The organism is Kitasatospora sp. NPDC097643, assembly GCF_040302625.1.
Lineage (GTDB): Bacteria > Actinomycetota > Actinomycetes > Streptomycetales > Streptomycetaceae > Kitasatospora.
Map to the genome: position 1 here is coordinate 24,459 of NZ_JBEOSA010000071.1, position 24,491 is coordinate 48,949.

25 protein-coding genes are annotated in these 24,491 nt (G+C 70.9%); 15 read left to right on the forward strand and 10 right to left on the reverse strand.

Annotated features, from left to right (window positions below):
- Position 1: 1 nt before the first annotated feature.
- From ABTY15_RS32900 to ABTY15_RS32915, 4 genes are all read left to right on the forward strand, one after another.
- The gene (locus tag ABTY15_RS32900; RefSeq protein WP_350603673.1) at positions 2 to 604 is read left to right on the forward strand and encodes a CBS domain-containing protein; all 603 of its coding nucleotides are present in this window, start codon (positions 2 to 4) and stop codon (positions 602 to 604) included.
- Positions 605 to 787: 183 nt separating this feature from the next.
- Positions 788 to 1,471, forward strand: a complete 684-nt coding sequence (locus ABTY15_RS32905) for a response regulator (RefSeq protein ID WP_350603676.1) — start codon at positions 788 to 790, stop codon at positions 1,469 to 1,471.
- A gap of 159 nt (positions 1,472 to 1,630) precedes the next feature.
- A complete protein-coding gene (locus ABTY15_RS32910) occupies positions 1,631 to 1,924 on the forward strand; it encodes an SHOCT domain-containing protein (RefSeq protein ID WP_350603678.1) in 294 nt (97 codons plus the stop codon).
- Between the two features lie 22 nt (positions 1,925 to 1,946).
- Positions 1,947 to 2,933, forward strand: a complete 987-nt coding sequence (locus ABTY15_RS32915) for an Acg family FMN-binding oxidoreductase (protein ID WP_350603683.1) — start codon at positions 1,947 to 1,949, stop codon at positions 2,931 to 2,933.
- Positions 2,934 to 2,992: 59 nt separating this feature from the next.
- On the opposite strand, the gene ABTY15_RS32920 is transcribed toward ABTY15_RS32915, so the two are convergent.
- On the reverse strand, positions 2,993 to 4,723 hold the full coding sequence (locus ABTY15_RS32920; protein ID WP_350603687.1) for a GAF domain-containing sensor histidine kinase: 1,731 nt from the start codon (positions 4,721 to 4,723) through the stop codon (positions 2,993 to 2,995).
- A gap of 208 nt (positions 4,724 to 4,931) precedes the next feature.
- Positions 4,932 to 5,426, reverse strand: coding sequence for an anthrone oxygenase family protein (locus tag ABTY15_RS32925; protein WP_350603693.1), 495 nt, complete (start codon positions 5,424 to 5,426; stop codon positions 4,932 to 4,934).
- A 248-nt stretch (positions 5,427 to 5,674) separates the two neighbouring features.
- Between ABTY15_RS32925 and ABTY15_RS32930 the strand changes: the two genes are divergently transcribed.
- Positions 5,675 to 6,682, forward strand: coding sequence for an AraC family transcriptional regulator (locus tag ABTY15_RS32930; RefSeq protein WP_350603696.1), 1,008 nt, complete (start codon positions 5,675 to 5,677; stop codon positions 6,680 to 6,682).
- An 81-nt stretch (positions 6,683 to 6,763) separates the two neighbouring features.
- Here ABTY15_RS32930 and ABTY15_RS32935 read toward each other — a convergent pair whose 3' ends face one another.
- On the reverse strand, positions 6,764 to 7,354 hold the full coding sequence (locus tag ABTY15_RS32935) for a dihydrofolate reductase family protein (protein ID WP_350603698.1): 591 nt from the start codon (positions 7,352 to 7,354) through the stop codon (positions 6,764 to 6,766).
- Positions 7,355 to 7,523: 169 nt separating this feature from the next.
- Between ABTY15_RS32935 and ABTY15_RS32940 the strand changes: the two genes are divergently transcribed.
- From ABTY15_RS32940 to ABTY15_RS32950, 3 genes are all read left to right on the forward strand, one after another.
- Entirely contained in the window at positions 7,524 to 8,189 is a 666-nt protein-coding gene (locus ABTY15_RS32940; protein ID WP_350603701.1) for a hypothetical protein, read from the forward strand.
- Positions 8,190 to 8,249: 60 nt separating this feature from the next.
- Entirely contained in the window at positions 8,250 to 8,684 is a 435-nt protein-coding gene (locus tag ABTY15_RS32945; protein ID WP_350603706.1) for a DUF6228 family protein, read from the forward strand.
- Between the two features lie 375 nt (positions 8,685 to 9,059).
- Positions 9,060 to 9,215 carry a hypothetical protein gene (locus tag ABTY15_RS32950; protein ID WP_350603710.1) on the forward strand — a complete coding sequence of 52 codons (156 nt, stop codon included), beginning with the start codon at positions 9,060 to 9,062 and terminating at the stop codon, positions 9,213 to 9,215.
- A 228-nt stretch (positions 9,216 to 9,443) separates the two neighbouring features.
- On the opposite strand, the gene ABTY15_RS32960 is transcribed toward ABTY15_RS32950, so the two are convergent.
- Positions 9,444 to 10,208, reverse strand: coding sequence for a DUF1062 domain-containing protein (locus ABTY15_RS32960; RefSeq protein WP_350603714.1), 765 nt, complete (start codon positions 10,206 to 10,208; stop codon positions 9,444 to 9,446).
- A gap of 831 nt (positions 10,209 to 11,039) precedes the next feature.
- On the opposite strand from ABTY15_RS32960, the gene ABTY15_RS32965 reads away from it, so the two are divergent.
- Positions 11,040 to 12,974, forward strand: coding sequence for a hypothetical protein (locus tag ABTY15_RS32965; RefSeq protein WP_350603717.1), 1,935 nt, complete (start codon positions 11,040 to 11,042; stop codon positions 12,972 to 12,974).
- 80 nt (positions 12,975 to 13,054) lie between these two features.
- On the opposite strand, the gene ABTY15_RS32970 is transcribed toward ABTY15_RS32965, so the two are convergent.
- Positions 13,055 to 13,297 (reverse strand): hypothetical protein, encoded by a 243-nt coding sequence (locus ABTY15_RS32970; protein WP_350603720.1) that lies wholly within the window; start codon positions 13,295 to 13,297, stop codon positions 13,055 to 13,057.
- Between the two features lie 274 nt (positions 13,298 to 13,571).
- Positions 13,572 to 14,681, reverse strand: a complete 1,110-nt coding sequence (locus ABTY15_RS32975; protein ID WP_350603722.1) for an FAD-dependent oxidoreductase — start codon at positions 14,679 to 14,681, stop codon at positions 13,572 to 13,574.
- A gap of 124 nt (positions 14,682 to 14,805) precedes the next feature.
- Here ABTY15_RS32975 and ABTY15_RS32980 point away from each other — a divergent pair, with 124 nt between their 5' ends.
- On the forward strand, positions 14,806 to 15,399 hold the full coding sequence (locus ABTY15_RS32980) for a TetR/AcrR family transcriptional regulator (RefSeq protein WP_350603725.1): 594 nt from the start codon (positions 14,806 to 14,808) through the stop codon (positions 15,397 to 15,399).
- 397 nt (positions 15,400 to 15,796) lie between these two features.
- On the opposite strand, the gene ABTY15_RS32985 is transcribed toward ABTY15_RS32980, so the two are convergent.
- On the reverse strand, positions 15,797 to 17,500 hold the full coding sequence (locus ABTY15_RS32985; protein WP_350603728.1) for a flavin-containing monooxygenase: 1,704 nt from the start codon (positions 17,498 to 17,500) through the stop codon (positions 15,797 to 15,799).
- A gap of 17 nt (positions 17,501 to 17,517) precedes the next feature.
- A complete protein-coding gene (locus ABTY15_RS32990; RefSeq protein ID WP_350603730.1) occupies positions 17,518 to 18,405 on the reverse strand; it encodes a class I SAM-dependent methyltransferase in 888 nt (295 codons plus the stop codon).
- A gap of 866 nt (positions 18,406 to 19,271) precedes the next feature.
- Between ABTY15_RS32990 and ABTY15_RS32995 the strand changes: the two genes are divergently transcribed.
- From ABTY15_RS32995 to ABTY15_RS33005, 3 genes are read left to right on the forward strand one after another with little or no spacing between them, the layout of a single operon-like run.
- Complete coding sequence (locus ABTY15_RS32995) at positions 19,272 to 19,538, forward strand: hypothetical protein (RefSeq protein ID WP_350603736.1); 267 nt, start codon at positions 19,272 to 19,274, stop codon at positions 19,536 to 19,538.
- A gap of 16 nt (positions 19,539 to 19,554) precedes the next feature.
- On the forward strand, positions 19,555 to 20,538 hold the full coding sequence (locus ABTY15_RS33000) for a 3-oxoacyl-ACP synthase III family protein (RefSeq protein ID WP_350603738.1): 984 nt from the start codon (positions 19,555 to 19,557) through the stop codon (positions 20,536 to 20,538).
- Positions 20,535 to 21,290, forward strand: coding sequence for an SDR family NAD(P)-dependent oxidoreductase (locus ABTY15_RS33005; protein ID WP_350603740.1), 756 nt, complete (start codon positions 20,535 to 20,537; stop codon positions 21,288 to 21,290). The genes ABTY15_RS33000 and ABTY15_RS33005 overlap by 4 nt, the downstream gene beginning before the upstream one ends.
- 669 nt (positions 21,291 to 21,959) lie before the next feature.
- On the opposite strand, the gene ABTY15_RS33010 is transcribed toward ABTY15_RS33005, so the two are convergent.
- Positions 21,960 to 22,124, reverse strand: coding sequence for a hypothetical protein (locus tag ABTY15_RS33010; protein WP_350603743.1), 165 nt, complete (start codon positions 22,122 to 22,124; stop codon positions 21,960 to 21,962).
- A gap of 267 nt (positions 22,125 to 22,391) precedes the next feature.
- On the opposite strand from ABTY15_RS33010, the gene ABTY15_RS33015 reads away from it, so the two are divergent.
- Together ABTY15_RS33015 and ABTY15_RS33020 are read left to right on the forward strand one after the other, a co-directional pair.
- Positions 22,392 to 22,724 carry a hypothetical protein gene (locus ABTY15_RS33015; protein WP_350603746.1) on the forward strand — a complete coding sequence of 111 codons (333 nt, stop codon included), beginning with the start codon at positions 22,392 to 22,394 and terminating at the stop codon, positions 22,722 to 22,724.
- A gap of 274 nt (positions 22,725 to 22,998) precedes the next feature.
- Positions 22,999 to 23,397, forward strand: a complete 399-nt coding sequence (locus tag ABTY15_RS33020) for a hypothetical protein (RefSeq protein ID WP_350603748.1) — start codon at positions 22,999 to 23,001, stop codon at positions 23,395 to 23,397.
- Positions 23,398 to 23,725: 328 nt separating this feature from the next.
- On the opposite strand, the gene tpx is transcribed toward ABTY15_RS33020, so the two are convergent.
- Complete coding sequence (gene tpx, locus ABTY15_RS33025; protein ID WP_350603751.1) at positions 23,726 to 24,226, reverse strand: thiol peroxidase; 501 nt, start codon at positions 24,224 to 24,226, stop codon at positions 23,726 to 23,728.
- Positions 24,227 to 24,491 lie beyond the last annotated feature (265 nt).

The following is a 24,491-nucleotide window of genomic DNA, read 5'->3' on the forward strand; positions in this document are numbered from 1 at the left end:
CGTGACCAGCACACCGAGCACCGTCGCCGACGTCATGACCCACGCGGTGGTGGCCGTCGGCCGCGACGCGGACTTCCGTGAGGTCGCCGAGACCCTGCAACGCTGGCAGGTCAGCGCCGTCCCCGTACTGACCGGCGACGGCCGGGTGGTCGGGGTGGTCTCCGAGGCCGACCTGCTCACCGCCAAGGACCGCGACGGGGTGCGCGCCGACGCCCTGACGGCCGGACGGATGATGTCCGTCCCCGCGGTCACCGTGCACCCCGGCAGCCCGCTCAACGAGGCCGCCCGGGCGATGGCCCGCGGCCACTACAAGCGGCTCCCGGTGGTCGACGAGGAGGACTACCTGGTCGGCATCGTCAGCCGGGGCGACCTGCTGAAGGTCTACCTCGGCGACGACCGGGACCTCGCCGACCGGGTCCGCTTCGAACTGGTCGCCACCCTCGGGCCGACTGCCGCGGTGGACACCGACGTCCGGTCCGAGAACGGCCGGATCACCCTGTCCGGCGGCCTGCCCGACGCCGTCGCGGCGCCCGTGCTGGAACGCCTCGTGCGCTCCGTGCCCGGCGTGGTCGGCGTCGAGCTCCGGCTGGCCGCACCGGCCTGACCGAGATTGCCCGCGTTGACGGGGCCGGTGTCGGTGTCGTGTCCGGTGCCGTGGTTGCGGGTGTCGCGGGTGTCGCGGGTGTCGCGGGGCCGGCCTGACGGCACCGCGGCCCGCACGGTGCGCCCGGCGGCACGGCGGCGCAGAATCGGTGGTGTCACCGCCCGCGCACCCAGGGACCACGCCATGGACACGCCCCAGCCCGTACGCGTCTTCCTGCTGGACGACCACGAGGTGGTCCGGCGCGGCGTGCGCGACCTCCTGGAGGCGGAGCCGGACATCGAGGTCGTCGGCGAGGCGGGCAGCTGCGCGCAGGCGCTCGCCCGGGTGCCGGCGCTGCGCCCGGACGTCGCCGTGCTCGACGTGCGCCTGCCGGACGGCGACGGCGTGAGCGTCTGCCGGGAGCTGCGCGACCGGATGCCCGGCCTGGTCTGCCTGATGCTGACCTCCTTCGACGACGACGACGCCCTGCTCGACGCGATCATGGCCGGAGCCGCCGGCTACGTGCTGAAACAGGTCAAGGGCGCGGACCTGGTCAGCGCGGTCCGGACGGTGGCCTCCGGCCAATCGATGCTCGACCCGGCGACCACCCACCAGCTGATGGAGAGCCTGCGCCACCGTGAGGAGAGCGAGACCGACGCCGCCCTCGCCGGGCTCACCCCGCGCGAACGGGAGATCCTCGTCCTGGTCGGAGAGGGCAAGACGAACCGGCAGATCGGTCAGGAGCTCTACCTGGCCGAGAAGACCGTGAAGAACCACGTCTCGCGGTTGCTCGCCAAGCTGGGCGTGGAGCGCCGCCTCCAGGCCGCCGTCCTCGCCGCCCATGCCGAGAGACCCGAGCAGCCGCACCACACCGGCCGCCCGCACTGAACGACGTGCCCGGGTGGACCCGGAGACAGAGCCGATCGGCCCAAGCGCCGCCCCGGACCACGGCCGCACGGTGGAGGTGACCCACCTCCCGTCACGGCCGAGGAGACGGCGATGATGTACTGGAACGATCACGGTATGAACGGCTGGGGGATCGGCCTGATGACCGTGAGCATGTTGCTCTTCTGGGCGCTCGTGATCTTCGGCGGGGTGGCCCTGTTCCGCTACCTGAGCCGGACGACGCAGCACGGCCGGGCCGCACCCACGTCCACCGCACCCACGTCCACCGCGGCCTCGCCCGATCGGCCCGTGCCCGACTGGACCACGCCCGCACGGCCCGCACCGGAGCAGCTGCTGGCCGAGCGCCTCGCCCGCGGCGAGATCGACCCCGACGAGTACCGCAGCCGCCTGGAAGCCCTGCGCAGCGGTGCCGCCCCGCCGCCCGCCTCCGGCTGACCCCGCGCCCCTGGAGGCGGTCATGCCCACCCTCGCCCTCGACGCCGCCACCCTGGAGAAGCTCGTCTCCGCGGCGGTCGCCGCACCCTCGATCCACAACAGCCAGCCGTGGCGCTTCCGGTTCCAGCCGGACACCTCGACCCTGGAAGTCCGCGCGGACCGGAACCGAGCCGTCCCGGCCGCCGATCCGCAGGGCCGGGCGCTGCACATCTCCGTCGGTGCGGCCGTCCTGAACCTGCGGGTCGCCGCCCGCCACCTCGGCTGGGCGCCCGACGTACGCCTGCTCCCCGACCCGGCCGAACCGGACCTGCTCGCCACCGTCCGGCTCGACACCCCGGCCACCGTGTCGGTCCCGGGCATCGAGAAGCTGTACGAGGCGATCTGGCGCCGGCACTCCATCCGCACGCCCTTCACCGGGGAACCCGTCCCGGCGGCCGTCCTCGACGAACTCGCGACCGGGGCCCGGTTCGAGGACGCCGTGCTCCACCTGCCCGACCACGAGCAGACGGCCCGGCTGCTGCACCTCACCGCCGAGGCCGAGCGCCGCAACGCCACCGACCCGGCCCAGCGCACCGAGAGCCGCAGCTGGATCCGGACCGGAGCGGTACCGCCCTACGGCATCCCGGCCGAGGCCCTCGGTCCGCAGGACGCGGCCGGCCGCCTCCCGATGCGCGACTTCGCCGCCATCCGTTCCACCGAGCACCACGCGCCCGCCCTCTTCGAACGCGAGCCGCGCATCGCCGTGCTCACCACCGAGCACGACACCCCCGAGGACTGGCTGCGCGCCGGGCTCGCCCTGGAACACGTCCTGCTCGCCGCCACCGTCCACGGTGTCCGCGCCTCCCTGCTGCACCAGGCGATGGAGTGGCCCTACCTGCGCCGGGAGGCCCGCGACCCGCACCGGCACCCCGGTTACGTCCAGATGCTGATCCGCCTCGGCTACGGCCCCGAGGGCGCCCCCACACCCCGCCTCGCGGCCGGCGACGTGCTGGAAGCGGGATCCGCCTGATCGCTGCGGCGCGTCCGACGCCTATTGCGTCCGATGCCTACTGCGTCCGACGCCTACGCCTACGCCTGCGGCAGCGGGACGCGCCAGTGCAGTTCGGTGCCGCCCTCGGGGCGGGCGCGGGCGGTGAAGGTACCGCCCAGGGCGGTCGCGCGGTCGGCGAGGTTGACGAGTCCGCTGCGGCGGCCGCCCTCGGGGAGGCCGACCCCGTCGTCGGTCACGGTGAGTTCGAGGTTGCTGCCGGCGGTGACGGAGGCCTCGACGGAGCGGGCCTTCGCATGGCGGGCGGCGTTGGAGAGGGCCTCCTCCAGAACGGCGACGGCGGCGTCCGCGATGTCGGCGGGCACGGTGACGTCGAGCAGGCCGCTCATCCGCAGAGCGGGGCTGAAGCCGAGGGCACGGGAGGCCCGTTCGACCACCTCGACCAACCGGGTGCGCAGACCGGCCGCCGCCGGGCCGGTGTCGCGCAGACGGAGCCCGAAGATGGTGGCGCGGATGGTCCTGGCCGTCTCGTCCAGATCGTCGATGGCCCGCAGCACGCGGTCGGTGGCCTCGGGGTGCTCGATGAAGCGGGTGGCGCCCTGAAGGGTCATCCCGGTCGCGAAGAGCCGTTGGATGGCGAGGTCGTGCAGGTCGCGGGCGATCCGGTCCCGCTCGCGCAGCAGTGCCACCTGCTCGGAGTCGCGGCGGCGCTCGGCGAGCTCCATCGCCACCGCCGCCTGCCCCGCGAATCCCAGCAGCGGCCCGGACTCGCCCTCGTCGAACAGCGGCGCGCCGGCCGCCCGGGCCAGCATCAGCACGCCGCGGATACCGCGCTCGGTGGTGCCGATGGGGACGGCGACGGCCGTGCCCAGGCCCTCCCAGCGCGGTGGGCCGACGGCGGTCCTCGGGTCCCGCTGGACGTCGGGGCTCACCACGAGCCCGCCGGTGCGTACGGCCGCGCCGACGAAGGAGCCCTCGACCGGGAGCACCAGGCCGCGGTGCTCCTCCGCGCCGAGGCCGACGGCGATCCGCACCTCCAGCTCCGCGGTGTCGGGCAGCGGCAGGGCGACGACGGCGAGGTCCGCGTGGGCGATCTCGGCGGCGCGGGCGAGTAGGAGGTCCAGCACGTCCTGCTCCGCGCTCCCGGAGAGCAGGCTGCTGGTGACTTCGGCGCTCGCCTCCAGCCAGCGCTGACGCTGCCGGGCCCGGTCGTAGAGCCGGGCGTTGTCGATCGCGACCCCGGCGGCGACGGCCAGGGTGGCCAGCACCGACTCGTCCTCGGCGTCGAACTCGCCCCCGCCGCGCTTCTCGGTCAGGTAGAGGTTGCCGAACACCCTGTCCCGGATCCGGATCGGCACACCCAGGAAGGTCCGCATGGGCGGGTGGTTCGCGGGGAAGCCGTAGGCGGCCGGATGGTCGGAGATCCGGGGGATGCGCAGTGGCTCCGGACGGCGGATCAGCTCGCCGAGGAGGCCGTGCCCGGCCGGCAGCGAGCCGATCATCCTGACCTGCTCGTCCGTGACCCCGACCGGGATGAACCGGGACAGCCACTGGTCCTCGCCGATCACGCCGAGCGCTCCGTACTCGGCGTCCACCAGCGTGACCGCCGCCTCCACGATGTGCTTCAGCGCCTGGTCCAGCTCCAGGTCCCGCCCGACCGCCAGCACCGCCTCCAGCAGGCTGTGGACGCGATCGCGGGTGCCCCGGGCCGCGTCCAGCCGCGCCTGGAGCTCGTCCAGCAGCTCGTCCAACCGCAGCCTCGGCACGGGGCCGCCGGTCTCCGATGCACTGGCCTCCGATGCGCTGCCCAAGGAACCCTCCGTGGCTCGCCCGACGCCACTGGCGCCACTGCCGCCGCTGACGCCGCTGACGCCATTGACCAGCCTAGGCGCCCACGACCGGCCGTGCCCGCCTGCCCGCCGTACCAGGTCATGCCTCGGGCGGAGGCGTCCGTGCGGTCCCCCGGCCCGGGTGCTGCTCAGGCCTGTCCGCTCGGGCCTGTCCGCCCGGCCCTGTCCGTCAGGCCTGACCGTGCAGGATCAGCGCCCAGGCGAGGCAGGCCAGCGCGCCGGTGCACAGCAGCGCCCGCACCACGTTGAACCGCACCCAGCGCGCCTCGAACCGGCCCCGCACCGCCGCCGGGTCGCCGATCCGCTCGGGCGCCCCGGCGGCCGCCAGCTCGTCGTTCAGCGGGATGTTGACGGACCGGGTGACGCCGATCGCCGCCACGTACAGCACCAGGGCGGCGACGGTCGGTGCCAGCGCGTGGTGTCCGTCCGAGGGCAGGTGGACGGCGACGGCCGCGCCCGTGGTCAGCAGCGCGCCGACGAAGCCGAGGACGAACCAGCCGTTGAGGATGGCCACGTTGACGCGCTGCATGACCTCGATGAACGTCCGGTCCTCCACCCTGGCGAGCGCCGGCATCACCGAGCACGCGTAGGCGTAGAACAGGCCGGCGGTCAGCCCGCAGGTGACGGTGGCCGCCACCAGGGTGAGTGTGCGTGCCAGTTCCATCTTCGTAGCCCCTCACTTCATCCACTGTCGTCTGTCATCGGCCCTGGCCTGCCGGCCCCGCATCCCGGCCCCCGCATCCGGGTCGTCGCCTGTCGGCCGTCGCCTGCCGGTCAGTGCGGGCCGGTCAACCCCCGTGCGCCCCGTGTACCGATCATCCGGCATCCGCGCCGCCCGAGCCACCTCGATCGCTCAAGACCCTCTCAAATGACGAGCCGTCAAATAATGTCCCGGCGTCTACACTTGGCGTCATGGACACTCTGACGGGACTCCTCGACGGCCCCAAGGCCCGTGGTGCGTTCCTGCTGCGCTCGATCCTCACCCCGCCGTGGTCGCTGCGGATCGAGGACCGGGCCCCGCTGTCGGTGGTGACGATGGTCCGCGGCGACGCCTGGATCCTGCCCGAGCGCGGCACCCCGCTGCTGCTGCACCCCGGCGACGTGGCGATCGTGCGCGGCCCGGAGCCCTACACCGTGGCCGACGACCCGGACACCCCGGTGGACGTCATCGTCGGCCCGGGCCAGGTCTGCACCCGGGGCGGCGTGGACGTCTCCGAGGTGATGTCGCTGGGCGTGCGCACCTGGGGACAGGGGAGGGAGGGTGACCAGGCCTCCTCGGTCGTCCTCTCCGGCACCTACCAGGCCGAGCACGAGATCGGCCAGCGCCTGCTGGCCTGCCTGCCCGCCCTGCTGGTCCGCCCGGCCGGCACCGGCGCCGACGACACCCTCGTCCACCTCCTCGCCGCCGAGATAGGGCGCAACGAACCCGGCCAGGAACTCGTCCTGGACCGCATCCTGGACCTCCTCGTCGTCTCCGTGCTGCGCGCCTGGCTCGCCGCCCCCGACTCCGGCGCCCCCGCCTGGTACCGCGCCCAGCACGACCCCGTCGTCGGGCCCGTCCTGCGCCTCATGCACGACGACCCGGCCACCCCCTGGACGGTCGCCGACCTCGCCCAGAAGGTCGGCGTGTCCAGGGCGGGCCTGGCCCGCCGCTTCACCGCCCTGGTCGGCGAACCGCCGATGGCGTACCTGGCGGGCTGGCGCCTGGCCATGGCCGCCGACCTGCTCCGCGAACCGGAGTGCACGGTCGCGTTCGCCGCCCGCAAGGTCGGCTACAGCAACGCCTTCGCCCTCTCCGCCGCCTTCAAGCGGGTCCGCGGCATCAGCCCGCAGGAACACCGCCGCCTGGCCGCCACCGGCAGCACCCCCCAGCTGGCCGGCTTCTCCGGCCCCGCCGAAACCGTCGTCCTGGCCGGCTGAGGACCGCGCTCCCGCCGCGCCCGCCCGGCGGGAGCCCGGCCCGTACCCCCTGCACCGCACCCTCCGCACGCTCCGCTCCCCTCACCGCACCCAGCGCGTCTCCACGACGCCGCACTCGAAGGCCGTCGAACGGGCCGCCCGGTACCGCCGATCGGTGAGCTGAGGACCGAAGACCGTCGCCCCCGCGCCCGCGAATCCGGGGTTGACGAACAGCCGGAGCTCGTCGACGAGATCCTCCCGCAGCAGGGCGGACACCAGCCCGGCGCCGCCGAAGCAGACCAGATCCCCCTCGGCCTGCTTCTTCGCCTGCGCCACCGTGTCGGCCAACTCGCCGTTGAGCACCGTCGTCCGCGGCCACTCCCGCTCCGGGCGGCCCGTCCGACTCACCACGAACACCGGCAGCCGCGAGATCGCCCGGCTGAACTCCCAGTCCGGATCATCCGGATGCGCCTGCGCCATCCGCCCCCAGTGCCCGAGGTACCCCTCATCCGCCATCGGCCGACTCAGCACCAGCCCCGATGCCTCCGCCAGCAACCCGTTGAACGCCGCCCGCAGATCCCCGCTCCACGGCCACTCCGGCCCCCAGTTCCACAACTGCCAGGCGCTGCCCGGCACCTCGCTGTCCACGAACCCGTCGATGGACACCTGCATCGACACGATCAGACGGCTCATCCGCTACTCCTTCCTCTCCCCACGTCTGCTTCCTCTTCTTCCTCCCGCATTCTGCACGCCCCCACTGACAACGGACCCCCAGAAGCCCGTCCACCCCCGGTATATGACAATCATTCAGACCCTGTGCACCACCCGCGCGGGCGCGACAACGACCAAAAGGGGGAACACGATGAGGCGCGCAGCAACCGGTACGACGCTGACCGCGGCGGCCCTGATCGCCATGGCGGCCCTGACCGGCTGCGGCTCGGTGCACGCGGACGCCCCGACGCGGGCCGGCTCCGCCGTCACGACGGCCAGCCCACTGGCCACCCCGGCGACCACCACGCCCGAGCAGGCCGAGGCGATCGCCCGCCACAACCGGCTCTTCCCCCAGGTCGCGGCCAAGTGCGCAGGGGTGGCCGCCCTGCCGCTCTCCGCCCCGACCGACCCCGGTGCCACGCCCGCTGCCACGCCCGGCGGGGGAGGGGGCGGCGAGCAGTGGGCGGACAAGTACGCGGAGAACCACGCCTACAAGCAGACCGTCCCCCTCCTCGCCGACGCCCAGTGCCGGGGCAAGGCCCACGCGGGCCGGATCGCGGACGCCCTGGCGAAGGCCGGCCGGCCCGACACCCTCACCGAGACCTACCTGCGCACCACCCTCGAACAGCTCGGCTACCCCACCAAGGACGCGGCCGTCCAGATCGTGACCAAGGACACCGGCACCCCCGCCACCTTCTCCCTCTGGATCCCCGGAGCCGGCCCCTGCATCACCGGCCTCCTCTCCGCAGAGGCCGACATCAGCCCGCACGGCCCCTACCTCGACGGCGGCTGCGCCGAACCCAAGGGCGGCCACTGACCGCACAGCGCCCGAAATCCCGGTGACCTGCGCCGATCCCGTCCCCTACGATCCGGCAGCATGAACCACCCCGACGCCGGCCCCGAACTGTCCATCCGCAGCACGGACTCGCCGACCAGCCGGATCCGCCTCACCGACTGGTCCCGTCGCGATGCGTACGAGTCCGTGTTCGCGGTGGAGGCGGTCTCCGACGGCCTCACGGCCCGGGTCGACGCCGTCCGCGTCTCCGTCCTCGACCTCGACGGTGATTTGGCCGACTTCCTGGACCGCCTCGCCGCCGACTTCCGCGGCTGGCAAGGCGAGCGCACCTGGCACACCAGCCGCCTCACCCTCACCGCCACCCACACCACCGGCGGCCACGTCCACCTCCGCTGGACCCTCCGCACCAGCATCCACACCAACGACCCCTGGGAGTGCACCGTGACGACCACCCTCGAAGCCGGCGAACAACTGCGCACCCTCGCCACCGACACCCGGGCCTTCCTCCACCCCTGACCCGCGCCGGTCTCGCGCCGAGCCGGGCCCACTGCACGGCTCTGCTCTACCGTCCGGACATCCGAACACCCGAGAACCGGCACGCAGGAAGACGGTGGCCCGCCGTCAACGTGCACGAGCTGACGTCGCTGCCGTCCCACCCCGAGGTGCCGATCCACCTGTACGGCGTCGCCCGGCTCAGGGACGAACCGACCAGGCGCTTCGACCTGCACGAACGCTTTCCTTCGGGACCCACCACGGTCGGCCGCCCGCGCTGTCCTGCACGCCGCCCTGGACGCGGATCAACTCACGGCCCCGGCCCGCGCAGCCGCCCTGAGCCCGCCCGCCGCCGACCTCCCGGAACCCGCCTTCCACCCCGGCCAACACGTCCACGTCGTGGTCAACACCCGCAACCACACACCGCACCACGGCACCGTCCGCGACAAGGTCCGGCACTACAAGGACCAGCAGTGGTACTTCCTCCTGCGCACCGCCTCCGGCCGCAAACTCACCAAGCGCTACCCCGCCGCCGACCTCCGAGCCGACAACTAGGGAGGTGAGGGCCTTGGCCGCTCGCGGGGGGCGCCAAGGTCCACCTGAGTGCGGACTGCCGGAGAAGTCCGACAGGCTGGCCGCCCGCCTGCGCGAGGGATCGCGCGGAGGGCGGCCACCGGCATTCGACCTGGAGCGGTACGAGAACCGGAACACCGTCGAACGGGCCATCAACAAGCTCAAGCACGCCCGAGCAGTCGCAACCCGATACGGCGAACGCGGATACGTCTAGCTCGGAACCGTCACCGCGGCCGCCCTCGTCATCCGGCTCCGCACATGACCGACCGGACTGGTCCCAGCCGTGCGGGCCGTCCGGCGTGGGAGCTCCCGGTCGGGTGCGGGCGGCAGCCCGATCCGAGCCAGGTCGGTGCGTTCGGCGTCGGGCGCGTCGAGGGACTTCGCGTGCTTGGCCGCATCGACGGAACCGGGTCCGTGGATGCTGAGTTCGAAGTCCCGGTGCGCCTTGGCGTCCGGTGCGAACGGCAGGCGGATCCGCCCGTCCGCGACCAGACGGCGCACCTCGGCCCGGCTCAGGCCGAGGCCGAGCTGGAGCAGCCGCTCCACCCGGACCGGCGCGGGCAGCTCGAAGCGCACCTGCACCGAGAGCGGGTTCGGGTCGTCGAGCGCGTACAGCGGCATGCGGGTCTCCAGCTCCCACGTCCCGGTCCAGTCGAGCCGGTACCGGTTCTGCGCCGCGAGCGACGCACTCATCACCAACTCCCGCACCGCTGCTGGGTCGTTGATCTCGTACGCCACCAGCCGGGCCGGCTCCAGCGTCGAGACGTGGACGCGCTCGTGGACGGGCACCTTCGAGGTCCGGTCGCACGTCGCGCAGCTCAGCAGCAGCCAGACGTCGAGCAGTTTGCCGCTCGCGTTGACGCGGATCTTCCCCGAGGCGCGGTGCCGCATGCCGGGGCAGTCCGGGCAGGACCGGACGACGGTGGGCAGGGCGGACTGACGCACGGCCCACAGGGCCTTGCGGTCGGTATTCATGTGTGTTGGGTGCTTTCAGGACTCAGCGGGAGGGCATGCCGAACTCACTCGGCGGCTCCCGCTCTCTGACGGATGCTCACGAGGGGCGCGACCCATCGCCTCGGGGCCGGGTCGTCAGGCTCCGAGGTCGATCGCGCGACAGGTACGTACTACGTGGCAGTCATCAAAAGTCCATGCGGGAGATCGTGATCGAGACGGCGGCCCGCGGCAACCGAATTTCCCCGTGCCCTCGGCCGGCGGTCGCGCGCAGCCCCACCCACCTCCCGCACCTCCGCCACCAGGCGGGCGACGAGGCCCTGCCACGGTGTCTCGTCCTGGTGTTTCCCCGCCCAGCCCCTTCGGGCGCAAGGGCTGGTGGCGGATCGGCACGGGCGCCGGCCGCAAGCTGGTGGGCGCGGATGATGGCGGAGTCGTTATGTGGGTCCACCAGTTCTGTCCGTTGTCCGCTGTTCGTCATGATGAAAGACGGGTTCAGTGAGGGCCGGTCACTCCGCCCAGCGCCTGGTTCCTGGCCTCTGAATGGCCTCCGTGCTGGGCTGAGCCCAAACCACCGCGTACTGGTCGTCCCGCTCCGCGAACCGGGCGCTACCACCTGCGCGACTCGGGTTTGGTTTCGTTCAGCATCCGGCTGACGCGGCCCGGCCCCGGCGGGCGCCAGAATCTCGATCGTTCCTTCGACGGCGGTTCCAGCCAGAGGGAGAGCCTGTTCGGGCCAGCTCCACAGAATCGCGACTCCCGGTCGGCAAAGCGATGCCTACGGTTGACGGGCCAGTAGCACCTGTCCTGTCGTCTGCCCGCATCGCGGGAGCACCGAGGTAGGGAGTCCGCGCTGTGCCGTCCTTGCTGCACTACGAGATCGTCACGGATCCGACGTCATTGCAGGCGTCGGCCGACGGGGCACCGTCCGTGGGGACGGTGTACATCGTCGTCTCCAACACCCACCAGGAGGAGGTGGACTGGAGGTACATCGATGTGGCGGTCCCGCTCGGCCCCGAACGTGACCGCCTGACGGACGACCGTCCGGCGATCAAGCCGGACGTCGACATCACGTGGAGCACGCCCCTGAACTTGGAGAATCCGACGTTCGAGTGGGACGAGACCGAGCAGGCGTTCCGGGTCCACGTCCCCCAGGCGCCGACAGCGAAGCAGAGATTTCCCAGCCAGGCCTCGATGACGCTGACGCTGGACAACATCCCCATCACCCGGGACGGCGGGCTGGTTCTCCTGACCATCCGTGAGGAGACCGGCCTCGGCGAGGGGCCAACGAAGACAGAACTGGGCACCTACACCACCACGCTCGCGGTGGTGAAGCAGACGCCGCGGGTCCCGCGCAACTTCCACCCGGCGTCCGCCCTGGTGGACGGGGATACGGGCGGGCAGCTCGAACTGAGGTGGAACGGTCCCGACAACCTCCACTACTGGATCCACCGGCCGGACGGCCCGGTGGACCACATCGAGCCGTTCCCCGGCTCCGTGGTGACGGACCGGCCCTACAGCCGGTCCGTCCCCGTCCCGAAGCGTGGCACCACCTACACCCTGATCGCCGGGACGAACGACGGAGGGCAGCAGCAGCACGGATATTTTCTCACCACCACCGTCCACGCGATCATCCCCGAGTTCGGGAGCGGGACGCGCTCCCTGTGGGTCGAGGGGACGGCAGACAAGGGCCGCATCGGCTTCACCGCGGACGGCGTGGACGTCCGGGACCCGCAGCATGACCTGGGCAGGGTGACGGCCGACAAGGCCGACGTGGACAGGGTGATCACCAGGCTCGTCCAGGGGCGGACCAACGACAACGGCTGGATCACCTTCCCGGACAGCGGCGTCAACGTGTACCACGGCCCGACCAACGTCCCGGGCGTTGTCACGGCCGCCCGGGCCGACGTGGACGGCGTCAACACCAAGTGGGCGGGCAGCCGCGACGCGGGCGCGGGCTGGGTCGAGTTCACCCCGTCCGGGGCGAGCCTCCACAAGGACGGCAACGGGGCCCCGGGCGACATCACCGCCGGCAAAGCCAACCTGCAGAGCGTCAACACCACGTGGGTCGGCGACCGCGACGGCGGCAAGGGCTGGATCGGGTTCCCCGAGAACGGTATCGACGTCCGCGGAACCGGCACCGACGCGTGGGGCACCGTCCACGCGGGCAAGGCCGACGTGGACGGCGTCAACACCAAGTGGGTCCAGGGCCGCAGCACCAGCGACGGCTGGATCGACTTCCCCACGAGCGGCATCCGCGTCTACCGCGACGGCGGCAACAACCGGGGCGACGTCATCGCTCACAAGGCCGACCTCAACAGCGTCAACACCACGTGGGTCGGCGACCGCGACGGCGGCAAGGGCTGGATCGAGTTCCCCGAGAGCGGTATCGACGTCCGCAAGGGCAGCGGCCAGGTGTGGGGCACCGTCTCGGCCGACACGGCGGATCTGAACAGTGTGACCGCGAAGTGGGTCGAGGGGCCCAACAGCACGAAGAGCCGTCTCGCCTTCACCGACACGGGAGTGAAGATCACCGACCCCGACGGCCACAGGGGCACCATCGTGGCGGGCGAGACCAACGTCCGCAGCGTCGTCACCCCCTGGGTGTCAGGGCCCATGCCCGGCGCGGGATGGATCGCCTTCCGGGTGGAGGGGGTGGACGTGATGCGGGACAGCGAGGTCTCCTTCGGCACGATCCGCGCCGCCACCTACGAGGACAAGCAAGGGGGGACCGGGCGCGCCCTGCACCGCAGGCTGCCCCCGTACGACTGGCCGCCGAAGTCGCAGTAGGCGCCTTCCACCTCCGGCAGCCTGCCCGATGGTCCGGACGAGGATGCCTGGATGAGACGAGCTGCTGGCACAGAGGTTTCTCAGGTCTCGTGTCGGCGCCGCGCGGTGAGGACGGTCACCCCGTTGAGCGCCTGCAGCTCGTCCTCCAGGGCGGCCTTGTCGATGGTCAGCCGGCGGATCGCCTCGGCGTAGATGCGGACCAGCTTGCGCAGGTCGCTGTTCTCCCGCCGGACGCGGGCGCTCGACTGCGGCAGGCCGAGCTCACGCCGGGTGAAGAACACCCGCCAGCCCAGCACGCCCGGATCTCTTGATCTGGATCGCACCGCTGGAACCTAGCAAGGACAGGTCCGAAACCGCACAAGTGTAGGCGGCGATGCTCCAGTAGCGGCTCAAGGGCCTCCTGCATCTCGGCGAACCCTGCCAGACCTCGACCGGATGTGTTCACGCGTCGCGCCCACGGCGACCCCGAACTGCTGGCATCACGTGATCAAACCGGACAGGCCCTCTGGCAAGGCCGCCCTGGGGCGGATGTGACTGCCGGGAGAGTACGCATGATCGACACGGGAACGGCCGCGCGGCGGGGGCGGGGGAGTCGAGTCAGGAAGTCGCTGCGGGAACGAGGTGGTCGAGTCCCTGCGCACTGCCCGTCGCGGCCTCGATCGAGCGCGGCAGCATGATGCTCTCGTAGGCGCGGACGGCGTCGTCGACGCCGGCTTCGGTGACGAGGGCGTGGGCGAGGTCGGAGCCGTCGAGCATGGCGAGATTGGCGCCCAGCCCGACCGGGGGCATCAGGTGCGCGGCATCGCCGAGCAGCGTGACGCCGGGAACGTGCTCCCAGGTGTGCGGGGCGGGCAGGACGAAGAGGGACCGGTTGATGAACCCGGTGTCGCTGTTGCGCAGGAGGTAGCGCAGGCTCTCGTCCCAGCCGTCGAACATCCTCAGCAGGTGCGTCCGCACGGCCCGCTGGTCGTCGAGGTCGATGCCGGCAGCCATGTGCCAGTCCTCCGGCGCGCGGAGCGCGATGTAGGCGCGGATGTGGCCGTTGCTGTTGCGCTGGGCGACCAGGGACCTGCCGGCGCCCTTCGCCAGCATCGATCCGTTGCCGACCAGCCGCGCGAGGTCGGGATGGCGGGTGTCGCAGTGGTCGAATCCGGTCTCGACGAAGGTGACACCGGTGTAGCCGGGCACGGCGCTGGACAGGGCCGGGCGGACCCGCGACCAGGCGCCGTCGGCACCCACCACCAGATCGAAGTCCTCGGCGGTGCCGTCCCCGAAGAGCAGCCGGCAGGTGCCGTCCGGTAGCGGGCGGACCCCGGTGACGGCGCGGTCCCACCGCACGGTGTCCTGGGTGAGCGAGTCCAGGAGCAATCCGCGCAGTTGGCCCCGGTCGATCTCCGGCCGACCGCCGGCGGCGGGCGGACCCTGATGCGCCAGGACGGCGGCGTTGGTGAAGTCGAGCACGCGCCACTCATCGGCTTCGGGGCGGGCGAGGGCGTGGAATCGGTCGAGGAGCCCGGCCGCGCGCAGGGCGGCCTGACCGGTGTCGACGTGCAGGTCGAGGGTGCCGCCCTGCGGGCGGGCGTCGGCGGAGGTCTCGCGTTCGAAGACGGTGACGGAGCGGCCGTGTTGCTGTAGGACCCGGGCACAGGTGAGGCCGCCGAGGCCGGCGCCGACAATCGCGATGCGGGGAGGATGAGCAGGGTGCATGGGAGTGTCCCTCGAGAGGTGGGTGAACCGCCGGGAGGTCCGGCCTCACCAAGAAAGCACACTCACTAAATAAGTGCAACGACTCAACTTTTGTCATCGATTCACCGTCGGGTACGGTATGCAGGTGACCGAACCGACCGGGCGCCGCGAGCGCAAGAAGGCCCAGACCCGCCAGTCCCTGGCCGACGCCGCACTCGAACTCTTCCTCGACCGCGGCTACGACCAGGTCGGCGTCAAGGACGTCGCCGACGCCGCGGACGTCTCGGTGACCACCTTGTTCAAGCACTTCTCCGGCAAGGAAGCCCTGGTCTTCGACCAGGACGACGACCTGGAGGCGGCGCTCGTCGCCGCCGTGCGCGACCGCACCCCCGGCACGTCGATCCCGCAGGCGCTCCGCGAGCACATCCTGCTGAAGCAGACCCAGTTCGCCGTCCATGCCACGGACCCGCGGTTCGCCGAGTTCACGCGCATGGTGCAGGAAACCCCTGCGCTGCGGGACTACGCTCACCGCATGTGGACGCGCCACGAGGCGGCCCTGGCGCGGGCCATCGCCGAGGCCGTCGGCGCCCCCGAGGACGACGTCAGCTGCGCCGCCCTGGCTCATTTCGCCATCGAGGCCCGCGGATTCATCCTGCGGCACGCCGAGCCGCGCCGCGCCGCCGACGAGGCCTTCGCATTGCTCGAACACGGCTGGGCGGCCTCCCGCCCGGGCAGCTGACGCGGCCCGCGCGGAGTCCTGATGTGAGTGGACGGTTGCGCGCCCTCACGGGTCAACCTGAGTAACTACGCTGCCACGCAAGCCGCCTGAAGCGGGGTCCAGCCGGACAGAACGTCGGAACGACATCGCCCTGGGGGTGGCGTTCCGGCGTGCCGAGCTGTCGTTGGCCGGCCGCAGAAGAATTCTGCCTTGCGGCGAGTCCCGATCGGGCGCCATCGGCGCCTTGGAGACGCCTCCGCGGACCCGGCCCGAAATGGCGCGAAGGCCTGTCGCTGACAGGCCTTCGGCGTCAAGTGGTTCGTGGGGGAGGCCCGGCGGGGGGAGGCCATCCCGTGGGGAGTGGAGCGGTTGAGCAGGTGCTTTTTTCGTACGACACATCCACCCTGCGGTGGCGCTGTTATTCGTTGGTGTTGTTGTGGGTGGTGTGGGTGGTGGTTTGGTAGTTGTGGGTGTCGTGGTGGTTGGTTTGTTTGTGGAATTTGTGGGTGGTGTGGGGCCAGATGGTGGTGTTGTTGCCGTTTTTGTCTGTGTACCAGCTGTTGCAGTTGTTGGTGGTCCAGACGGTGTGTTTGATTTTTTGTTGGAGGGTGTTGTTGTAGTGGGTTTGGGCGGTTTGGCGGGGTTCGATGGTGGTGTAGTTGTTTTTGTTGATGGTGTGGAGGGCGTGGATGAGGTAGTTGATTTGGGATTCGATGATGAGGGTTTGGCTGGAGTGGCCGAGGGTGGTGTTGGGGCCGAGGAGCATGAAGAGGTTGGGGTAGCCGTGGATGGTGGTGCCGCGGTGGGCTTGCATGCCGTTTTGCCAGGTGGTGGCGAGGGTGGTGCCGTTTCGGCCGTGGATGCGGTGGGTGATGGGGCGGTTGGTGGCTTGGAAGCCGGTGGCGAGGATGATGGTGTCGATGTGGCGGGTGGTGTTGTCGGTGGTGGTGATGTGGGTGGGGCCGATGTTTTTGATGGTGGTGGGGATGATGGTGACGTTGGGTTGTTGGATGGCGGGGTACCAGGTGTTGGAGAAGAGGAGGCGTTTGCAGCCGATGGTGTAGTCGGGGGTGAGTTGGGTGCGGAGGGTGGGGTCGGGGACGGATTTTTTGAGGTGTTTGGTGGCCATGTTGTGGATGCCGGTGGTGCGGGTGGGGCGGGAGAGGAAGAAGGCGAGGATTTCGCGGCCGTTTTTGTTGAAGTTGCGGCGGAGTTTTTGGTAGCCGGGGAGGTGGCGGAGGAGCCAGGTTTGGAGTTTGGTGTTGGGTTTGTCGGGTTTGGGGCCGATCCAGGGGGGTGTGCGTTGGTAGAGGTCGAGGTGGGCGACGTGGGGTTGGATGTGGGGGACGAATTGGATGGCGCTGGCGCCGGTGCCGATGACGGCGACGTTGCGGCCTTGGAGGTTGTGGTCGTGGTTCCACTGGCTGGAGTGGAAGATGGTGCCGGTGAAGGTGTCGAGGCCTTCGATGGGGGGGATGGCGGGTTCGTTGAGGTAGCCGGTGCCGGTGACGAGGATTTGGGCGGTGTAGGTGCCGCCGGTGGTGGTGAGGTGCCAGTGGTGGTGGGTGTCGTCCCAGTGGGCGGCGGTGAGGTCGTGGTTGTAGCGGATGTGGGGGTTGATGCCGAAGCGGTGGGCGCAGTCTTTGAGGTAGGTGTGGACTTCGGTTTGGGTGGCGAAGGTGGATTTCCAGTTGGGGTTGGGGGCGAAGGAGAAGGAGTAGAGGTGGGCCATGACGTCGCAGGCGCAGCCGGGGTAGGTGTTGTCGCGCCAGGTGCCGCCGAGGTCGTTGGCTCGTTCGAAGAGGAGGAAGTCGTCGGTGCCGGTTTGGAGGAGCCGGATGGCGGTGCCGAGGCCGGAGAAGCCGGTGCCGATGATGGCGACTTTGAGGTGGCGTAGGGGGGTGGTGTCGGTGGGGATGGCGGTGTTGGTGGGGGCGGGGGTGGTGTCGGCCGTGGGCGTGGTGGCCGTGGTGGCCGGCGCCGTGGTGTCGGTGGTGTAGGCCGGGGCGGGGGCCGTGGCGGGGGCCGTTGCGCTGGCGGGTGCGGTGGTGGCGCTGGCGGTGGTGGTGGCGCTGGCGGTGGTGGTGCCGGTGCCGGTGGGTTTGGGTGTGGTGGTGGTCATGGGGGTGTGGTTGCCTTTCAGGCCCGGCGGGTGAGGGTGACGCGGAAGTTGTTGAAGATGTGGTCTTCGAGGGTGTAGGCGAAGATGTCGAGGTAGCGTTCGAAGCGGGCGACGGTGGTTTCGTCGGCGAGGGTGAGGGCTTCGTCGCGGCGGGTGGCGATGTGTTGGAGCCAGGCGCGGCAGGCGCGGGCGAAGGATTCGGGTTCGTTGCGGATTTCGGTGACTTCGAAGAGTCCGTCGAGGCCGGCGGCGAGTTCGGGCAGGCGGGGGATGTGGCAGCCTTCGAATTCTTCGCGCTGGAGGAACTTGAGGTCGTCGAGGAGTTGGCGGCGCAGTGGGGGGTTTTCGACGGTCATGGTGTGGAGGACGAAGCGGGCGCCGGGCTTGAGGAGGGAGTGGACCTGCTTGAAGAAGGCGCGGTAGCGCTGGGTGCGTTCGCGGGGGGTGAGGGTGGAGAGGACGAAGTGTTCGAGGGCGTTGATGCAGAATGCGGCGTCGTAGGGGTCGCCGTCGGCCTTGTGGTCTTCCCAGCTTTCGACGCGGGCGTGGATGTTGGGGTTGCCGAGGTTGTGGACGAAGTCGGCTTGGGTGCGGGAGAGGGTGACGCCGACGGCCTGGTGGACGCCGTGGACGGTGGTGAGGCGGTTGAGCATGGTGCCCCAGCCGCAGCCGATGTCGAGGACCTTGGCCTTGCCGGCGGCTTGGGCGAGGTCGGTGAAGACGTCGAGCTTGCGTTCCTGGGCTTCGTCGAGGGTGGCGACGAGGTCTTCGCCGTCCTCCCAGTAGCCGCCGGAGTACATCATGGTGGGGCCGAGGATGAGGCGGTACAGGTCGTTGCCGACTTCGTAGTGGTGGCGGATGGCTTCGACGTCGGGGTTGATGGTGCGGGCTTCGACGGTGGTCATGGGTGGGGCCTTTCTGCGTGAGTGTCGGTTGGTCGGTTGGTCGGTTGGGCTGCACGTGTGGCGTGTTGAGTGGTGCTGTCGTGTCGGGGCGCCCCCCGGGGTGGGGGGCGGGCCGGCGCGGCGGCGGGTTGGCCGGTGTTGGGCGTTGACTGCCGTGTCCCGTACGGGTGTTGACGGTGTTGGCGTTGTCCGGCCGGTTGTTGCGGTGAACTGCGGTGTCCCGTGCCGGTGTTGGCGTTGCCTGGCCCGGTGTTCGGCGTGAACTTCCGTGGCCTGTGCCGGTGTTGACGGTTTTCGGTGTTGTCTGGCCGGTGTTCGGCGTGAACTACCGTGTCCGGTACGGGTGTTGGTGCATCCGGGGCCCGTCGCCCGGGGCCGGGCCGGGGCCGGCCGGGGGTTGGGGGGTTGGGTGGGTGTGGGTGTGGGTGTGTTGTGGGTCAGGTAAGCGTGTGGCTCGCAAGGGGGGCGCAAGCGGGGGTGGGGGTGGGGGGTTGCGGGGTTTTTGCGTGGGGGCGGGTTTGATGCGGTTGTGACACGGGATGCGGTGTGCCGGTCCCGGTGGTTTTCCGGTGTTTCCCGGGGTGGGTTTGTGCCTCTGGGGGGTCGGGTGTGTGTTCCGTGTCGCGGTGTTCTCCGTTCCGTCCGTCCGTTCGTTCCGCCCGTTCGTTCCGTTCGTTGGTTCCGTTTCGTTTCCGTCGTTCCGGGCGGCTCGTTTCGGTTCGTTCGGTTCGTTCGGTTCGGTTCGGTCTGTCTGTTCGGTTCGTTCGTTCTGTTCTGTTCGTTCGTTTGGGGTGCCCTTTTTGTGCGGGTTGCTTGTGTGGTGGCCCGGGGGTGCTTCGTGTCCTTCGAGAGGGAAGGGGTTCGGTATGTCTGAGGTTGTGGTTCCGTCGGTGGAGGAGCTGGCGGCGCAGTTGCAGGCGGTGTCGGGTGCGCGGGAGGTGGATGCGGACGCGGCGTTGCAGCACATCGCGGATGTGGATTCGCTGGATCTGATGGAGTGGTTGTACGGGTTCCAGAACCAGTACCCGCACATTCCGGCGGATGAGTCGTTGTTCGCGGACATCGATGACACGACGACGTTGCGGGTGGTGCACGAGCGGATTGTGGCGCTCGTGGCGGGCTCGGGCGTCTGAGCGGGGGCGTGCCGGTATGAGTGGCTTCGATGTCGCCGGGTGGGGGATGTTCGTCCCCGAGCGTGTGGTGACCAGTGCGCAGCTGGCCGAGCGGTTCGGTGTGGATGAGCACTGGATCGTGTCGCGGTGCGGGATCCGTGAGCGGCGGGTGGTGGGTGCGGGGCAGACGACCGCGTCGATGGCGGTGGAGGCGGGCCGGCGCGCGTTGGAGCGGGCGGGGATGTCGGGTGCGGATGTGGCGCATCTGATCGTGGCGACGGCGACGCCTGAGCAGCCGTCGCCGGCGACGTCCGCGTTCGTGCATGACGAGCTGGGTGTCGCGGGCAGTGCGCACGATGTGAATGCGGAGTGTGCGGGGTTCGTGTACGCGTTGGTGACGGCGGCGGGGTTGATGCGGATGGATCCGCGTCCGGTGCTGGTGATCGGCTCGGACACGCACACGCTGACCGCGAACCCGGCGGATCGGGATCTGTCGATTCTGGTGGGGGACGGTGCGGGTGCGCTGGTTCTGACGCCGGGTGAGGTGGACCGGGTGCTGGCGTGGAATCTGGGCGCGGACGGGTCGTGCAAGAACTCGCTGAAGGTGTTGGCGGGTGGTTCGCGGATGCCGACGACCGCGCAGACGGTGGCCGATGGTCTGCACTATGCGCAGATCAACGGGAACGAGATCTATCTGAACGCGGTGCGGTATTCGGTGCGCACGATCCGCGAGACGCTGGAGCAGGCGAAGCTGGCGCCGGAGGATGTGGATCATGTGGTGCCGCATCAGGCGAACATCCGGATCATCAATTCGGTGTTGTCGCACACGGGGATCCCGCAGGACCGGTTGGTGACGAATCTGGAGCGGTACGGGAACACGGCGTCGGGTTCGGTGCCGATCGCGTTGGCGGAGGCGCTGGATGCGGGTCGGATCCGGGCGGGCGACAAGGTGTTGCTGGCCGGGTTCGGTGCGGGGATGACGTGGGGTTCGCTGCTGGTGGAGTGGGGAGGGGCGCGGTGAGCGGGCGGGAGGTGTTCGGTGAGCGGCCGGTTTCCCCGGTGGCCCTGGTGACGGGGGCGTCGGGGGGGCTGGGGCGGGAGCTGGCGCTGGCGCTGGACGCGGCGGGCTGCCGGGTCGCGGTGCACTACAACAGTGCGCGTGCGGGGGCCGAGGAGGTCGCGGCCAAGCTGGTGAACGACCATGTGGTGGTCACCGGTGACGTGGGTGACTTCGCTGCGGTGTCGGCGATGTACGAGGAGATCGTCTCGCGGCTGGGTGCGGTGGATGTGCTGGTCAACAACGGGGCCGTGCGCAAGGACGCGTTGATGGCGATGCAGGATCCGGCGCAGTGGCGGCAGGTGATCGAGACGAACCTGATCGGGGCGTTCCACACGTCGCGGGTGTGTGTGCCGGCGATGCTGCGGGCGCGGTGGGGCCGGGTGGTGAACATCGTGTCGCCGTCGGCGTTGATCGCGACCGCCGGGCAGACCGCGTACGCGGCGTCGAAGGCGGGGCTGATCGGGTTGACGCGCACGCTCGCGGCGGAGTGCGGGCGTCGGGGGGTGACGGTGAACGCGTTGTCGCCGGGGTTCATGATCACGGGGATGACGGACACGTTGTCGGAGAAGGTGGTGGCGGGGATGCGGGAGAAGGTGCCGGTGCCGCGGTTCGTGACGCCGGCGGAGGTGGCGCGTTCGGTGACGCTGTTCCTGGACCAGGACTGTATGACCGGTCAGGTCCTGAGCATCGACTCGGGCGCCTCCATCACCTGACCCCCGCCCCCCGGGGTCCCGGCTCTTTGGGCCCTGCCCCTTCCAGGCCCTCTGGACGGGCCCTGCCCCTCCTGCGGGCCTTCTGGACGGGCCCTGCCCCTCCTGCGGGCCTTCTGGGTCCTGGCCCCGGCCCCCGGCGTACTCCCGGGTCTGCCGGGGTCGGGCCGTTTCCGGGCCCGGTCGGGCGGCCTGTGTGGTCAGGGCCTCGCAGTTCCTGGTCCGGGCCCGCTGCCCCTGTCTTCTGGGCCTTCTGGGTCCTGGCCCTGGCCCCCGGCGTATCCCCGGGTCTGCCGGGGTCGGGCCGTTTCCGGGCCCGGCCGGGCGCCGCGTGTGGTGCGGGCCTCGCAGTTCCTGGTCCGGGCTCCGGCTGCCCCTGCCCTGCCCCTGCCCTGCCCCTGCTGGGCCCTGGCGCCCGGTGCATTGCCGGGTCTGCCGGGGCCTGGCCGGTTCCGGGTCCTTCGGGGTTTTTCGCCCGGTGCGGCGCTGCGGTGTCGTGTGGCGTGGACGTCGCCTGCCTGTCCCGGCCCGGTGTTCGGCGGGCCGGGACAGGCGGGTGCGTGGGAAGTCGGGTGTGCCGACGTCCCACGCACGGTGCTGTCCTGTTCCTGGTGCCCGGGTGTGGTGTCCGGCCCGGGTGCCTGGTCCTGGTGTTCGGGCCGGGAGGGGGTGTTACCGGAGGGCGGCGAGGGCGGCGTCGTAGTTGGGCTCTTCGGCGATCTCGGTGACGAGTTCGGTGTGCTGGGCCGCGTGTGGTGCGGGCCCGGCAGTTCCTGGTCCGGGTGGCGTGGTCCGGGCCCGCGGGCTGCACCGCTGCGTGCGGTGGCGTGGTGTCATCGCCCGCGACCTGGTTGTCCTGGCTGCCCGGAGTAGGGAGCGGGCCTGTATCGGCAGCGCGGGAGGGGTTTGTCGGGGCGGTGGGCCAGCGTTCGTTGTGTGATCGGGGGACGTGGCGGGCCTCTCGGTTGCGGATCTGGGCTGGAGACAGGGGCCGCAGCCGGTGCGGTTTTCGCGTACGGGGGAGCGGCGGCAGTTGTGCGATGTGCAGGTCGTGTGGGGCAGGCTCGAGATCGATTCCCGTGGTCCGCTTTCGTGGACGGCCCGGTGTGGCTGACGCTGAGCGGCCGGGAGTTCCCGTTCCCGGAGTGGACGGACGCGGTCGTGTCGGTGCTCGGTTCGATGGGGGAGGGCCGGGTCAGGGCCGCGGTGGTGGACGACGGCTGGGCTGGGGCTGTCGACGGCGGGGGCATGCGGGAAGGCGAGGTGGTTGCCGGCGTCGTCGTGCCGCTGTGCGTGGTCGCCGGGCGTCAGGGTGCCGTGAAGGAGCTGATCCGCGTGTGGGCCCGGGCGCATGGCGGGGCCGAGGTCGCGGGGGTGCTGTCCCGGATGTGCCGGTACGACGTGTTGGACCCGCGTTTGCCCCGTGGATTCGGCTGACGGGCCAGGGCGGCTGCTGGCGGGCCGACCCGGCACCGTGTCTGGCGCCTTTGGCCGCAGGGCCGTTGACTCACCGCTGCCCCCTCGGTGAGTGTGTGCGGTCACCGCATCGGGGACCGGGGGGGCGGGGCCGGGCTGCACGGAAGCGGCTGTACGGGCGGACCGGCTGACCGGCTGACTGGCTGACTGGCTGTTCTCGGGTCGGGGGTTGCGCCATGATCGCGGGGCGGGGGTGGGAGCTGCCGCTTCTGCTCGTCGACGGTCAGGAGGCCGCGTGTCGGTCGAGTCCGATATTCCGGAGTTTCCCGGTGAGGAGCCTGTCGGCTGGATCACCTGCCGGCACAGGCCCTGGGACGGTGTCCTCGTCAGGGCAGGCCGGATTCCCTTCGCGGCCGGGGACGAGGTCGCTTTCGACGTGACGGTCTGCGGTGACGTCGACGGGCGGATCCCGGCCGCCATGGTGCGGGGCGTCGTGAGTGTGACCGCTGACACCACCGCGGTCGATTACACGATCCCGTGGGACGGTGTCCTGGATGCCGTTGTCGAGGGTTCCATCACGGTCTCGTACAGCCTCGCCCCGGCCGGCGGCGGCGGGCCGGCGGTCTCGGAGAGCGCTGTGGTCCGGTACTCCCGCCGAGGTCCCGGCGGTGCCGTCTGCGGCCCGGAGAGCTGAACGGCCGCCGGCGGGTTTGGCCCACCGGTGCGGTGCGGTGCGGTCCGCGAGAGCGTCGGCGGTTGCGGTCCGTGGCGGCGACGTGGGCAGGTGGCCGCCGAGCACCTGCTGTACGCGTCGACCCGAACGGCATCGCCGTCGATGTGGACTCGGTCGAGCGTGGACGTCGCCCGCTTGCCCCGGCCCGGTGTTCGGCGGGCCGGGGCAGGCGGGTGCGTGGGAAGTCGGGTGTGCCGACTTCCCACGCACGGTGCTGTCCTGTTCCTGGTGCCCGGGTGTGGTGTCCGGCCCGGGTGCCTGGTCCTGGTGTTCGGGCCGGGAGGGGGTGTTACCGGAGGGCGGCGAGGGCGGCGTCGTAGTTGGGCTCTTCGGCGATCTCGGTGACGAGTTCGGTGTGCAGGACGGTGTCGTTCTCGTCGAGGACGACGACGGCGCGGGCAGTGAGGCCGGCGAGGGGGCCGTCGGCGATCGCGACGCCGTAGTTCTCGTGGAAGTCACGGCCGCGCAGGGTGGACAGGCTCTTGACGTTGTCCAGGCCCTCGGCGCCGCAGAAGCGGGCCTGGGCGAAGGGCAGGTCGGCGGAGATGCACAGCACGACGGTGTTGGCCAGGGCGGCGGCCTTGGCGTTGAAGGTGCGCACGGAGGTGGCGCAGGTGGGGGTGTCGACGCTGGGGAAGATGTTGAGGACCTTGCGCTGGCCGCTGTAGTCCTTCAGGGACTTGTCGGCGAGTCCTTCGCCGACGAGGGTGAACGCGGGGGCCTGGGTACCGGGGGCGGGCAGTTCGCCGCCCACCTGGACCGGATTGCCCTTCAGCGTGACCTGAGCCATGGAATTGCCTCCTACCGGCGGTTTTATGACAACGCCGCCGATCCTACTGCGGGGGTGATCCCGCGCGGTGGGGGTGACCGCCTGCCGGACGCCCCCGGGACCTGCCCCCGGACCTGCTCCTCCGGACCCGGCCCCCGGACCTGCTCCTCCGGACCCGGCCCCCGGACCTGCTCCTCCGGACCCGTACCGGTCCACCCGGCCCCCGGCCTCGATGAACTCGGAGTAGGCCTCGTTCATCAGCGGGAAGTCGGCGCGCTTGGTGAGG